Origin of the sequence: Pseudomonas sp. MPFS, assembly GCF_022537035.1 — a bacterium.
Taxonomy (GTDB): domain Bacteria; phylum Pseudomonadota; class Gammaproteobacteria; order Pseudomonadales; family Pseudomonadaceae; genus Aquipseudomonas; species Aquipseudomonas sessilinigenes.
On record NZ_CP066123.1, the window covers coordinates 6,575,487 to 6,587,667 of the forward strand.

The following is a 12,181-nucleotide window of genomic DNA, read 5'->3' on the forward strand; positions in this document are numbered from 1 at the left end:
GACTCAGGCGGCGCGTGGCGCCAGGCCCTGCATGTCGATACTGGTGGGACGCTGGCCGATCAGTTCGCCCAGCAACTGGCCACTGCCACAGGCCAGGGTGAACCCCAGCGCGCCATGGCCGAGGTTGAGCCACAGGTTGCGGTAGGCAGTGCCCCCCACCAGTGGCACGCCGCTGGGGGTCGCCGGGCGCATGCCGGCCCATTCCACGGCGGCCTGGTAATCGCCGGCATGGGCGAAGGTCTGCGCCGCCTGGTGCCGCAGCAGGGCCAGGCGCCCGGGGTCCGGGGCCGGGTCGAAGCCGACGATATCGACCATGGCCGCCACCCGTAGCTGCTGGCCGATCCGCGCGTAGACGATCTTGCGGTTGTAGTCGGTGATGCTGATTTCCGGCGCCCGGTGCTGCGGGCCGATGGGCGCACTGAGGCTGTAGCCCTTGAGCGGGTACAGCGGCAACTTGAGCCCGGGCAGGTGCAGCTCGGGGCTGCGGTGCCCGGCGGCCAGCACCAGGTGGTCCACCGCCAGCTGGCGCTCGCCCAGGTCGATGGCCTGCACCCGGTCGCCCTGGTGCCGGATACCGCGGACCCGCTGCCCGAGGAGGATCTCGCAACGTCCGGACGCCCGCAGGCGCGCCGCCAGCTGCTGGCAGAAGGCGTGACAGTCGGCCACCTCTTCGTCCGGGGTATAGATGCCACCGATGAAGGGCGCATCGCCCAGGGCCGGCTCCAGGCTGGCGCACTCGGCTCCCGTCAGCACCTGCTGCTGGCGCGGGTCGGACAGGTTGTGCCGGGCGTGCTCGAAACTGCCGGCCTCGCGGAAGGTCACCAGCTTGCCGTTGCGCCGCCAGTCGAAATCCGTCAGGCCGTCGGCTTCGCGCCAGGTCTTGAGGGTCTCCTGGCTGAGCAGCGCCAGGCGCAGCAAATGGGCTCCATTGCGCTGGTTCACCGAGTGCCGGCAAGCCCCCAGGAACCCCGCCAGCCAGCGCCACTGCGCCGGGTCCAGGCGTGGCCGCAGGCGCAGCGGCGAATCGCCCTTGAGCATCCAGCCCAGGGCCTGCCAGGGCACACCGGCATCGGCCAGCGGTGCCACGTAGCGATAGGACAGCTGGCCGCCGTTGGCGAAGCTGGTCTGGCTGCCCAGGCTGTCCTGGGCTTCCACCAGGGTCACCTCCAGGCCTTGGCGGACCAGGGCATAGGCGCTGGCCAGGCCGATGACGCCACCACCGATGATGCAAACCCGCTGACTCATGACTGCCCCTGAGCTGATGTTCGATGGCCCAAGGTTAGGGGCAGGTGACAGGCGCCGGACAATGAATAAAGATGGACCACCCATAAACAAAGGTTATGGACTTGCCATGCGCCTTCGTCATATCGAGATCTTCCAGGCCATCCGCCAGACCGGCTCCATCAGCGGTGCCGCGCAACTGCTGCACGTCTCGCAACCGGCAGTGACCAAAGTGCTGCAGCACGCCGAGCTGCAGCTGGGTTTCCCGCTGTTCCTGCGGGTGCGCGGCAAGCTGCAACCGACCCCGGAAGCCCTGGAGCTGGAGCGGGAAGTGGACAAGGTCAGCGAGAGCCTGCAGGGCGTGCGCCGCCTGGCCCAGAACCTGCGCCGGGCGCCGGGCCACAGCCTGCGCATCGGCGCCACCCCGGCCCTGGCCCTGGCCTTGCTGCCGCCGGCCATCAGCGAGTGGACTCGGCGCTACCCGGACAGCCTCTGCGAGCTGTCCAGCGCCCACAGCCGCGAACTGGTGCAGAACCTGTTGATGCGCGAAATCGATGTAGCCCTGACCCTGCAACGCCCGGATCACCCCGGCCTGAACGGCCAGGCCCTGGCCCAGGGTGTGCTGGTGGCCCTGGCCCCACGCGGCTATTGGCCCGATGGCAGCCTGGGCCAGCCCCTGGCGCTGCAAGAACTGGCGGACGCACCGCTGATCGGCCTGAGCAGCGCCGACCCGCTGTCGGCCCGGCTCGACGGCTATCTCAAGGCCGTGGAGCCACCACCACGGGTAAGCATCGCAGTGCAGACCTATTCCCTGGCCCGGGCCATGGTGGAGTCCGGCGCCGGCCTGGCGCTGATCGATCCGTTCACCGCCCTGGGCGCCTCCTCGGCCAGCACCGTGATCCGCCCCCTGAGCCCGTCGCTGCCCATCACCCTGTATGCCGTGACCCGGGCCGCCGAACCGCCGCCCCACACCTTGAGCAGCTTGCTGGAGATCTTTGGCGGGCAGGCCCAGGAACAACTGGATCGGTTGATGGCCGCCGATTGAGGCGGCCGGTCAGGACCTCATCGCGAGCAAGCTTCGCTCCTACACAGAGATCGCCGTACCTGTATGAGCGAGGCTACCCGCGCTGAACGATGAGGCGCGCGCCGATCACAACACATAGAACAGGATGGCGACGAAGTGCAGCAGGCTGCCGGCGATGACGAACAGGTGCCAGATGCCGTGGGCGTGGCGCAGGCGGTTGTCGAGGGCGAAGAAGATGATCCCCACGGTGTACAGCACCCCACCCGCCGCCAGCCAGGTGAAGCCCGCCGGCCCCAATGCCGCGAGCAGCGGCTTGACCGCCACCAGCACGATCCAGCCCATCACCGCGTAGATCACGATGGACAGGACCCGCGCTTCGGAACGCGGCTTGATCTCCTGCAGGATGCCGATCAAGGCCAGGCCCCAGACGATGCCGAACAGGGTCCAGCCCCAGGGCCCGCGCAAGGTCACCAGGCAGAACGGCGTATAGCTGCCAGCGATCAGCAGGTAGATCGAGAAGTGATCGACCTTCTGCATGATGTTTTTCGCCCGCCCGCGCACACTGTGGTAGACCGTGGACACGCTGTAGAGCACCAGCAAGGTGAAGGCGTAGATCGCCACTCCGACGATCTTCCACGGGCTGCCGTCGAGGCTGGCCAGCACCACCAGCCAGATACCGCCGATAAACGCCGCGACCGCTCCCAAGAGGTGGGTCCAGGCGTTGAGTCTTTCTCCGTGATACATCGGTCACTCACCCTGAAAACATAAAAGTACGCAGGCTCGGCCTGCAGCTTGAACACGCTATATGTCCATTGGGGCAGCGCTGTAAAAAAACCAGCGGCCACATTCTGACTCATCGGGCATCATCACTTCCTCGCCAACAGAGTCCGGACCATGCTCATCGACGAAGAGTTGACCCTCAAGAAGCTCGAAGTGTTTCTGGCTTTCATGCGCACCGGCAACCTGGCTCGCGCCGCTAGCGAACTGCAGACCAGCAATGTCAGCGTGCACCGGGCCATCCATTCCCTGGAAAACGCCCTGCGCTGCCCGCTGTTCAAGCACGAAGGACGCAACCTGACTCCGCTGGAAAGCGCCTACGTGCTGGAAGAGCGGGCGCAGAAGCTGGTGCAGGACGTGGTCCAGAGCGTGCGCCTGACCCGGGAAGCCGCTGGCTTCTCGGCAGAACGTTTCAAGCTCGGCGCGCTTTACTCCCTGACCGTGAAAACCGTGCCGCAACTGATCATGGGCCTGAAGCTGCGGCGCAGCGAGCTGAACATCGACCTGATCCTGGGCTCCAACATCGATCTCTTGTACAAGCTCAAGAACATGGAAGTGGATGCGATCCTGGTGTCCCTGGACGACAGCGTCAGCGATCCGGACTGCGAACAGCTGCCGTTGTTTTCCGACGATATCTTCCTCGCCACCCCGGCCGACTCGCCCTTCGCCCAAGAGCGCGAAGTGGACCTGGCGGCTGTGCGCGACGCCACGTTCATCACCCTGACCCAGGGTTTCGCCACCCACCAGGACGGCGTGCGGGTGTTCAAGCAAGCGGGGTTCGAGCCGAAGGTGGCGATGCAGGTCAACGATATCTTCACCCTGCTGAGCATGGTCAGCTCGGGGGTGGGTTATGCGCTACTGCCGGGCAGGATCGCCGCCGTCTACGAGAACCGCGTGAAGCTGATACCGCTGCAGGCACGCTATCGCCTGCAACAGCATATCGGCGTGGTGTTCCTCAAGGCCAAGGAGCGCGACCCGAACCTGCTGGCGCTGCTGGCCGAATGCCGGATGTATTCGCGGGGGTCATAAGACGCAATCGCGGGCAAGCGGCGATCCAACTTGCCCGCGATGACCTCAGGTCGGATCAGCCCACCAGCCCGCGCACGATGAAAAACAGCAACGACGGCCCCAGCAGGCACCCCAATCCAGTATGGAAGGTCGCCGTCAGCGCACCGTAAGGCACCAGGCGCCGATCGGTCGCCGCAAGCCCGGCGGTGACCCCGCTGACGGTCCCGGCCAAGCCACCGAACACCATGGCCGAACGCGGGTTGTCCAGGCCCATCCAGCGGGCCGCCATGGGCGTGCCCACCATCACCAGGATCGCCTTGATCAGGCCGGTGGCGATCGACAGCGCCACCACATCGGAGCTGGCGCCGATGGCTGCGCCGGTCACCGGGCCGACGATGTAGGTCACGGCACCAGCACCGAGGGTGGTCATGCTCACCGCATCGCGATAGCCAAAGCTCCAGGCGATGCTCGCCCCGACGATGAACGGCAACACCGTGCCCAGTAGCAGCGCCACGGCGCCGATCAACCCGGCCTTGCGGGCTTCGGTGGCCTGGACTTCGAAGGCCGTGGCGACGATGGCGAAATCCCGCAGCATGGCGCCGCCCATCAGGCCGATGCCGGAAAACAGCGCCAGGTCCGCCAGGCCTTTCTGGCCGCCGGTCAGGGTGCCGCCAAGCCAGGCCAGGGCCAGGCCTATGACGATGGCGATCGCCGATCCATGCACTCGACCGAAAGTCAGGTGCCGGGACAGCAGCACCGAGACCCACATGATCACGCCAACGAAGGCGAAGGCGGTGACCAGGCCATTGTGCTCCAAGCCTTTCTCGATCAAGTCCCACATCTCAGCGCCCTCCCGCCGGTGCGGCTTCGATTCCCGGCTGCTGCGGTAGCGGATCGCCCTTGTGGGTCCGGCTGATCAGGGCGATGGTGCAGCCGCACACCAGCACCGAGCCGATGGCCGCCAGCACCGCCACCGGTCCGCCATGCAGCGCGGTGACCACGTTCTGCTGGGCAGCCATGGCCACCACCACCGGGATGTACAGGGCGCCCCAGAAACCGACGCCCATTTCACAGTCCTTGGTCATGCCGCCATGGCGCTGCATCCACAAGCGCGCGCAAATCAGCAGGATCATGGCGATGCCGACCCCGCCGACGTTGGATTTCACCCCCAGCAACACGCCGAGCATGTCGCCGATAATCACTCCCGCCAGCGTGCAGATCGCCAGCAATGCCACACCATAGATAATCATTGTCGTTGTCCTCGCAGTGCATCGTCGAAGTTGTTGTTCTTGTGCTTCGCCAGCCTGGGTCGCGGTTCTATCGGTCGCGGCGGCCCTCCTCGCGCAATAGCGCCTGCAAGGTGTCCGGGCGGGCGCCATCGAAGGCGATCACCGAACCCTGCTCGAACACCCGGCGCGCCAAGCCGCTGAGCACCGCCCCGGGCGGCAGTTCGATCTGTAACCGTACGCCGCGCTCATAGGCGCCCTGCACGGTGCCGCGCCAATCCACCAGCCGGCACATGTTGAACGCCAGGTCGTCGCGCAATTGCTCTACCGTGCGCAACGGCCGCGCGCGGCTACCGCTCAGGTACCCCAGCCGGGGCGGCCCCATCGGTACCCTGGCGAACGCCTCGGCCAGCCGTTGGGCCGGCTGCTCCAGTAACGGGCAATGGGACGGCACGCTGACCGCCAGGCGCCTGGCCACCCCGGCGCCACGGGCACGGGCCAGTTCGGCCACGGCCTGCATCGCCGCCTCGCTGCCGGCGATCACCACCTGGGTGTCGGCGTTGATATTGGCCAGGTACACCGGCGATTCGGGGCCATGGACCCGGGCCAGCAACGCCTCCACCGTGCCCAGGTCCAGGCCCATCAGCGCGGTCATGCCGTAGCCCTGTGGATAAGCCTGCTGCATCAGCTCCCCACGCAGGCTCACCAGGCGCAGGGCATCGGCGAAATCCAGGGCCCCGGCCACCACCGCCGCCGGATAGGCGCCGATGGACAGGCCCGCTACGTAGTCCACCGGACAATCCGCGTGCAGCAGGGTCCGGGCACAGGCCACCCCGGCAATCAGCAGGCACAGCTGCACCGCCCGGGTCCCGGCCAGGGCCTGGGGCGAATCCAGGGCCAGTGCGTCCTGCCCCAGCACATCACTGGCCTCGCGCAGGCAGGCCGTGACCTCCGGCCGCTCGGGCAGCCGCCGGAGCATCCCCGGCTGCTGCGCCCCCTGGCCCGGGAACACCAGCAAGCTGCTCATGCCGCCAACTCCCCAGGGCACCAGGGATCGCGTACCAACCGCGCTCCGCTGGCGCTCTTGAGCAATACCCGCGAGGCGCTCCCGGCCCACTCACGCAGGGCCAGGCCCCCGGCCGGCAGTTGCAATTGCAGGTCGACCCGGCACACGGCGCCATCAAGCAGTGCCAGCAGCTCCCGGGCCTGGGCCCGAGGCAGCGGCTCAGGTGCCCGGAGAATCAGGTCCAGGTCGCTGCCTTGGTGCAATGCACCAACTCCGCTGGCCAGCTCGAAGCCAGCGCTGCCGCCCACGCCCCAGGCCAGCCCCAGGGCGTCCAACGGGCCACGCAACTGGCCCAGGGCCTGGAGTGCTGGCCAGGCACGGCTCGACGGCACGTGGCGCAACGCCTCCGGGCAGACTCCACGCTGCACCGCGTCCAGCGCCAGCAACGCCGGGTAGCGCTGCTCCCGGGACGGGCCACGCAGCCCCACGGCGATCGAGCCGGCAGCGCTCACTGCCCGGCGCACCACCACCGGCTGCCCCTGCTCCAGCACCTGCCGCGCCCACTCCGGCGCATCGGCTGCCAGTTGTCCGGGCTCCAGGCCCCACAGCAGGTCATGGGGCAGCCAGGGGGAGCAAGCGCTCACCATTGCTCCCGCAGCAGTTGGCGGACCCGGCTCGAGGCCTCACGGTTCGCCGCCCCCAGGCGTCCTTCGAGCCCAACGCCACCGGCCCGTACATCGGCAATGGCTTGCAGCAGGCACCCGCTGACGAGGTCCAGGTCTTGGGGGGTCGGCTGTTCGATGCACTCCACCGGTAGGGTTTTCCACAAGAGGCCCAGGCCGGCATAGCTGTCGATGTCGTAGGCCATGGGCGGCACGCTGGCAGCCAGGGCTTCCAGTTCCTCGACGCTGCGCAGGGTGACCCGCGCCGCCGAGGCCTTGCCCATGGCGTGCACCATCACACCTGGGTCGCGCAGGGCGATCAGCCGGTTGGCCTGGTAGCCGTGGGCCAGGAACGCCCCGGACATGGCCTTGCCCACCAGCAAGCCGATCACCGGATGCCCCGCCAGGCGGGCCCGGGCGTAGCTATCGGCAGCGCCGGCCAGGGCCTGGTGGATGCCCAGGGCTTCTTCGCGCCGGCCATAGGCCTGGCTCGGCACATCGACAATGGCAATCAGTGCTCGCTTGTGGGGCTGATCGCGGTCGGCGTCGATCACTTCATCCACCGCTTTGGCCAGGCCCCAGCCCTCCAGCAGGCCGACCTCGCCCTGGCGGGCGCGGGGAAAACGATTCTCCGGGTCGGCCACCACAGCGATAAAACGAGCCGACTGCCCCGCCAGTTCACCATCGGCCACCCGCAGCGACGGCGGCAGGCCGGCCACCGAAGCGGCGCCGTCCCTCAGGGCGTTGAACCAGTTCAGGCCCCGCAAAGAACTTGCACTCATGAGCGGTCTCCTTGATACAGATCGCGAACCGTTGCCGCATCGATTTGCGGCGTCGCGTCCAGGCGGGCCAGGCATTGCAGATAGTGTTCGGCCTGATGGCTGCGTTGCCGCTCGGGCAGGCCGAGGGCCAGCAATTCGCGAACCTGGGCCTGGATCTGCGCCACGTCATCGGTCACATAGCGATCCACCAGGCCGCTGGCGAAACGCTGCTCGCCGCCGGTCAGGCTCCAGATGAAAGGCCGGTCGCGGGCGTCGTACTCCTCGATCCCGGCTTCCTGCTCGATCACCTGCGGGCCGTTCAGGCCCAGCCGCGCTTCTTGGGTCACCAGCAGGTAGCTGCACAGGCCGGCGGCGATCGACATGCCACCGAAGCAGCCAACGCTGCCAGCCACTACGCCGATCACCGGCTGGTATTGGCGCAGGTCGACGATCGCGGCATGGATATCGGCGATCGCCGCCAACCCCAGGTTGGCCTCCTGCAACCGCACGCCGCCGGTTTCCAGCAGCAGCACGGCACGGGTGGCGATGCCCTGGCGGTTGTCCTCGGCCGCCAGCTCAAGGGCACCGGCGATCTTCGCCCCGCCCACCTCGCCGAGGCTGCCGCCCTGGAATGCGCCTTCGATGGCAGCGATCACCACCGGCAACCCGGCGATGCTGCCCTTGGCGATCACCACCCCATCATCGGCCTGGGGCACCACGCCCTGGCGCGGCAGCCAGGGCGACATGACCCGTTGGAAAGGGTCAAGCAGTTCGCGAAAGGTGCCGGCGTCCAGCAACGCCCGGGCCCGCTGCCGGGCCCCCAGTTCGACGAAGCTGTGCTGGTCGAGCAAGCGTGCGCTGTCAGTCATGGGCGATTTCCTCCAGGCCCTGTTCAAGGCGTAGGCGCACCACCCCCGGGGTGGCGCCGAAGTCATGGATGTCGATCAGCAGCGCCGGTGGCGTCTGCCCGGCGAACATGCGTTGGAACAGGTGCTGCCAGCGTGCGGCGCTGCCGTTGACCGAGGTCTGGACCTGGATCTTCAAGGTGCCGGCCGGCGCCGGTTCCAGCAGTACTTCCAGGTCACCGGAACCGACACAGCCCACCAGCGCACGGCCGCGGCCGGAAGGGCCGGCGGGAAATTCAAAGGACAAGGTTTCCATCAGTTCGCTCCCTGGTCGGTGGCGGCCTCGATCCGGTCGAGCAACAGGCAGGCGGCCAGCAGATCGGCGGCACCACCAGGCGAGGCATTCAAGGTCAGAAGTTGCAGGTCCAGCTGGTGCAGGCGCCGGCGTCCGGCCAGGCTGGCGCTGCCACCGGCCTCCAGCACCGCCCGGGCGCCGTCCTGCATGGCCTGCAGGCCCGCTTCGCCCGCGCGGTAGAGCACGCAGGTGTCGGCCAGCCGGGTCATGATCGCCAGCAGCGCATCGAGCCGGGCGTTCTGTTCGCCATGGCCCTGGGCACGACTGCGCCGCAGTTGCGGCAGGCCCCATTGCAGCACCGCAGGAAAGCCCTGCTGGGCCTCTTCCCGGGCGCCGCCTACGCCGTAGCGCTGCGCCACCTGGGCACCATGGCTCAAGGGCCGTGGCGCATGCCGGTCTTCCAGCAGCGCCAGGCGCGCGGCGCGCCAGGCGACGCTGCCGGCCGCCCTGGAGCCAGGTTCCAGGGCGGCGGCGGCCACCAGCAGGCCCAGGGCCCAGATCGCCCCACGATGGGTGTTCACCCCGCCGGTGGTGGCCAGCATCGCCCGCTCGCCTTCGCGACCGCTGCGCCCCAAGGCTTCGCGCAGCGGCAAGTCGATACGGGCGAATTGTTGCGCGGCCTCGGCCATGTCCTTGAAGGCCGGCCACAGGCTCAGGGCCGAGGCGTGCATCAGGCCCAGGTGCAAGTCACTGTGAGCGCCATTGCCACGGCGATCCACCAAGGCCGGCTTGGGCGAGAGGTCGGCCTCGTCGATCAGCGCGTCCACCGCCAGGTCCGCCAGGCGCTCGGCCAGCCCCAGGGGCCGGGATTGCAGGTTGAATGCGTGCATTACCAGCTCCTGAACTTGGCAGGTGGGTGATACAGGCCGCCGGACCACTGCACCAGGTCGGCGATGCTCTTGGCCGCCAGCAACTCGCGGCTGGCGTCGGTACGGCGAATGCCCAGGTCCTCGGGCAAGGCGACCAGGCCCTCGCGGCGCATGCGCTGGGTGTCCTTGGGGTCATGCCGCAGGCCGATGGCGGTGACTCCGGCTACCGCGGCGATCATCGCCCGGCGCTCTTCCAGGGTGCGGGCCTTGTACAGGTAGGCGATGCCTTCTTCGGTGAGCAGGTGGGTGACGTCGTCGCCATAGATCATGATCGGCGCCAGGGGCATGCCGCTTTTCTTCGCCACGTCCACCGCGTCCAGGGTGTCGACGAAGGTCGGTTTACCGCCCTCCTGGAAGGTCTCGACCATCTGCACCACCAGCTTCTTGCCCCGCTCCAGCAGGGCCTGCGGCGCCGCGCCCTGGTCCAGGCGCATGTCCAGCCAGGCCGGGGTGCCATGGCGCCGGCCCCGGGGATCGTGGCCCATGTTCGGCGCTCCGCCGAAACCGGCCAGGCGGCCGCGGGTCACGGTGGAGGAATGGCCGTCGCCATCCACCTGCAAGGTGGCGCCGATGAACAGGTCCACCGCGTATTGCCCGGCCAGCTGGCAGAACATCCGGTTGGAGCGCAGGGAGCCGTCGCGACCGGTGAAGAACACATCGGGACGGGCGGCGATGTAGTTTTCCATGCCCAGTTCGGTGCCGAAGCAATGCACGCTGTCCACCCAGCCGCTTTCGATGGCCGGGATCAGGGTCGGATGGGGATTGAGGGTCCAGTTGCGGCAGATCTTGCCCTTGAGCCCCAGGGACTCGCCGTAGGTGGGCAGGATCAGCTCGATGGCTGCGGTATTGAAGCCGATGCCGTGGTTCAGCGATTGCACGTTGTGCTTCTCGTAGATGCCACGGATCGCCATCATCGCCATCAGCACGTGCACCGGCTTGATGTGCCGGGGATCGCGGGTGAACAGCGGCTCGATGTAGAACGGCTGGTCGGCCACCACCACGAAATCCACCCAGGAGGCCGGGATATCCACCCGTGGCAACTCGCTGACGTCGTCCACCAGCTGGTTGACCTGGACGATGACAATGCCATCGCTGAAGGCCGCCGGCTCCACCAGCGCTGGGGTGTCCTCGGTACTGGGGCCGGTATAGATGTTGCCGGCGCGGTCGGCCATGAAACCAGCGCACAGCACCACGTTGGGCGTCAGGTCCACCACCAGCCGGGCATAGAGTTCGATATAGGTATGGATGGCACCGATCTCCAGCAACCCGTCTTCGAGCAACTGGCTGATGCGCAGGCTCTGGGTCCCGGCGAAGGAGAAGTCGAGCTTGCGGGCGATGCCGCGTTCGAACAGGTCCAAGTGCTCGGCGCGGCCGACGCTGGGCATGATCATGTGCAGGTCGTGGAGCCTGGCCGGATCGACCTTGGCCAGGGAGCGGGAGAGGAAGTCCGCCTGCTTCTGGTTGTTGCCCTCCAGCACCACCCGGTCGCCGGGCAGGATCAAGGCTTCCAGCGCCGCGACGATCTTGTCGGTCGGCAACACCACGCCATCGGCGATGGCCCGCACCTGCTCGAGGCGCCGCTGCTTCTCGCTGCGCCGCCGCGACCAGCGCGGGTCGGGAGATAGTGTCGTTGTCATGCTCGCTCCACAGGTTCGCTGTCGTGGCAGCCACCTTAGGAGTGAAACCTGAGGGCATCAATCAAGCCCGGCGTTGGATAGTTACGCTCAGCGTAATGATCCTGCAGCGTCCTTCCTGGGGCTTAACAATCTTCATACCAGCGGGCAATGGCATCCCCTTCGTGCCCGATACACAATGCGCGCCGGATTGGCCAATGAATGGCCTGCACACGTAATGATGAGACTTCGCATGGACACACCGATTCGCTCCAACCGGGATTTGCTGGAGCAACTACAACGCGGCCGCAAGCCCGACTACCTGATGTTCTGGGGCCACCAGCCGCCCCGCGACGGGCGCGTTTCCTCGAGCTGCTTCAGCCAGTGGTTCGCCGCCGGCTTCGAGGTCGAGGGCATCCACTACCCCACCGCCGAACACTTCATGATGGCTGGCAAGGCGCTGCTGTTCGACGATCACGAGACCCACGCACGCATTCTCAAGGCCGGCCCAGCCGCCTATGCCAAGCGCCTGGGCCGTGAAGTTCGTGGCTTCGATGATGCCCGCTGGCAGGCGGCCCGCTTCGATATCGTGGTTCAGGGCAACCTGGCCAAGTTCGGCCAGAACCCGGAGCTGGGCCATTTCCTGCAATGCACCCGCAAGAAGATCCTCGTGGAAGCCAGCCCGGTGGACCGCATCTGGGGTATCGGCCTGGCCGCTGACGATGCCATGGCTACTCGCCCGGATCGCTGGCGCGGGCTCAACCTGCTGGGCTACGCCCTGATGGAAGTGCGCGATCGCCTGCACGAGGCGTGA

The 12,181-nt window shown here is 67.5% G+C and carries 14 protein-coding genes; 3 read left to right on the forward strand and 11 right to left on the reverse strand.

Annotated features, from left to right (window positions below):
* Positions 1-3: 3 nt before the first annotated feature.
* Positions 4-1,245: a D-amino acid dehydrogenase gene (locus I9018_RS30235; RefSeq protein ID WP_124347182.1), complete on the reverse strand. Its 1,242-nt coding sequence runs from the start codon at positions 1,243-1,245 to the stop codon at positions 4-6.
* 106 nt (positions 1,246-1,351) lie between these two features.
* On the opposite strand from I9018_RS30235, the gene I9018_RS30240 reads away from it, so the two are divergent.
* On the forward strand, positions 1,352-2,266 hold the full coding sequence (locus I9018_RS30240; RefSeq protein ID WP_241108217.1) for a LysR substrate-binding domain-containing protein: 915 nt from the start codon (positions 1,352-1,354) through the stop codon (positions 2,264-2,266).
* Positions 2,267-2,371: 105 nt separating this feature from the next.
* On the opposite strand, the gene I9018_RS30245 is transcribed toward I9018_RS30240, so the two are convergent.
* Positions 2,372-2,989 (reverse strand): hemolysin III family protein, encoded by a 618-nt coding sequence (locus I9018_RS30245; protein WP_031320660.1) that lies wholly within the window; start codon positions 2,987-2,989, stop codon positions 2,372-2,374.
* Positions 2,990-3,139: 150 nt separating this feature from the next.
* On the opposite strand from I9018_RS30245, the gene I9018_RS30250 reads away from it, so the two are divergent.
* Positions 3,140-4,051 carry a LysR substrate-binding domain-containing protein gene (locus I9018_RS30250; protein WP_241108218.1) on the forward strand — a complete coding sequence of 304 codons (912 nt, stop codon included), beginning with the start codon at positions 3,140-3,142 and terminating at the stop codon, positions 4,049-4,051.
* Between the two features lie 55 nt (positions 4,052-4,106).
* Here I9018_RS30250 and madM read toward each other — a convergent pair whose 3' ends face one another.
* The 9 genes from madM to mdcA form a co-directional block, all read right to left on the reverse strand.
* On the reverse strand, positions 4,107-4,871 hold the full coding sequence (madM, locus tag I9018_RS30255) for a malonate transporter subunit MadM (RefSeq protein WP_241108219.1): 765 nt from the start codon (positions 4,869-4,871) through the stop codon (positions 4,107-4,109).
* 1 nt (position 4,872) lies between these two features.
* Positions 4,873-5,280, reverse strand: a complete 408-nt coding sequence (gene madL, locus I9018_RS30260; RefSeq protein WP_241108220.1) for a malonate transporter subunit MadL — start codon at positions 5,278-5,280, stop codon at positions 4,873-4,875.
* A 67-nt stretch (positions 5,281-5,347) separates the two neighbouring features.
* A complete protein-coding gene (gene mdcH, locus I9018_RS30265; RefSeq protein ID WP_241108221.1) occupies positions 5,348-6,283 on the reverse strand; it encodes a malonate decarboxylase subunit epsilon in 936 nt (311 codons plus the stop codon).
* The gene (locus I9018_RS30270; protein ID WP_241108222.1) at positions 6,280-6,906 is read right to left on the reverse strand and encodes a malonate decarboxylase holo-ACP synthase; all 627 of its coding nucleotides are present in this window, start codon (positions 6,904-6,906) and stop codon (positions 6,280-6,282) included. Before I9018_RS30270 ends, mdcH begins: the two co-directional genes overlap by 4 nt.
* Entirely contained in the window at positions 6,903-7,706 is an 804-nt protein-coding gene (gene mdcE, locus I9018_RS30275) for a biotin-independent malonate decarboxylase subunit gamma (protein ID WP_124347179.1), read from the reverse strand. Before mdcE ends, I9018_RS30270 begins: the two co-directional genes overlap by 4 nt.
* Positions 7,703-8,554 (reverse strand): biotin-independent malonate decarboxylase subunit beta, encoded by an 852-nt coding sequence (locus I9018_RS30280; RefSeq protein WP_068576690.1) that lies wholly within the window; start codon positions 8,552-8,554, stop codon positions 7,703-7,705. The genes mdcE and I9018_RS30280 overlap by 4 nt, the downstream gene beginning before the upstream one ends.
* Positions 8,547-8,846, reverse strand: a complete 300-nt coding sequence (locus I9018_RS30285) for a malonate decarboxylase subunit delta (protein ID WP_022641603.1) — start codon at positions 8,844-8,846, stop codon at positions 8,547-8,549. The genes I9018_RS30280 and I9018_RS30285 overlap by 8 nt, the downstream gene beginning before the upstream one ends.
* Positions 8,846-9,715 carry a triphosphoribosyl-dephospho-CoA synthase gene (locus tag I9018_RS30290; protein ID WP_241108223.1) on the reverse strand — a complete coding sequence of 290 codons (870 nt, stop codon included), beginning with the start codon at positions 9,713-9,715 and terminating at the stop codon, positions 8,846-8,848. Before I9018_RS30290 ends, I9018_RS30285 begins: the two co-directional genes overlap by 1 nt.
* Complete coding sequence (gene mdcA, locus I9018_RS30295) at positions 9,715-11,391, reverse strand: malonate decarboxylase subunit alpha (RefSeq protein ID WP_068576687.1); 1,677 nt, start codon at positions 11,389-11,391, stop codon at positions 9,715-9,717. Before mdcA ends, I9018_RS30290 begins: the two co-directional genes overlap by 1 nt.
* A 229-nt stretch (positions 11,392-11,620) precedes the next feature.
* Here mdcA and I9018_RS30300 point away from each other — a divergent pair, with 229 nt between their 5' ends.
* Positions 11,621-12,181: an NADAR family protein gene (locus I9018_RS30300; RefSeq protein ID WP_068576685.1), complete on the forward strand. Its 561-nt coding sequence runs from the start codon at positions 11,621-11,623 to the stop codon at positions 12,179-12,181.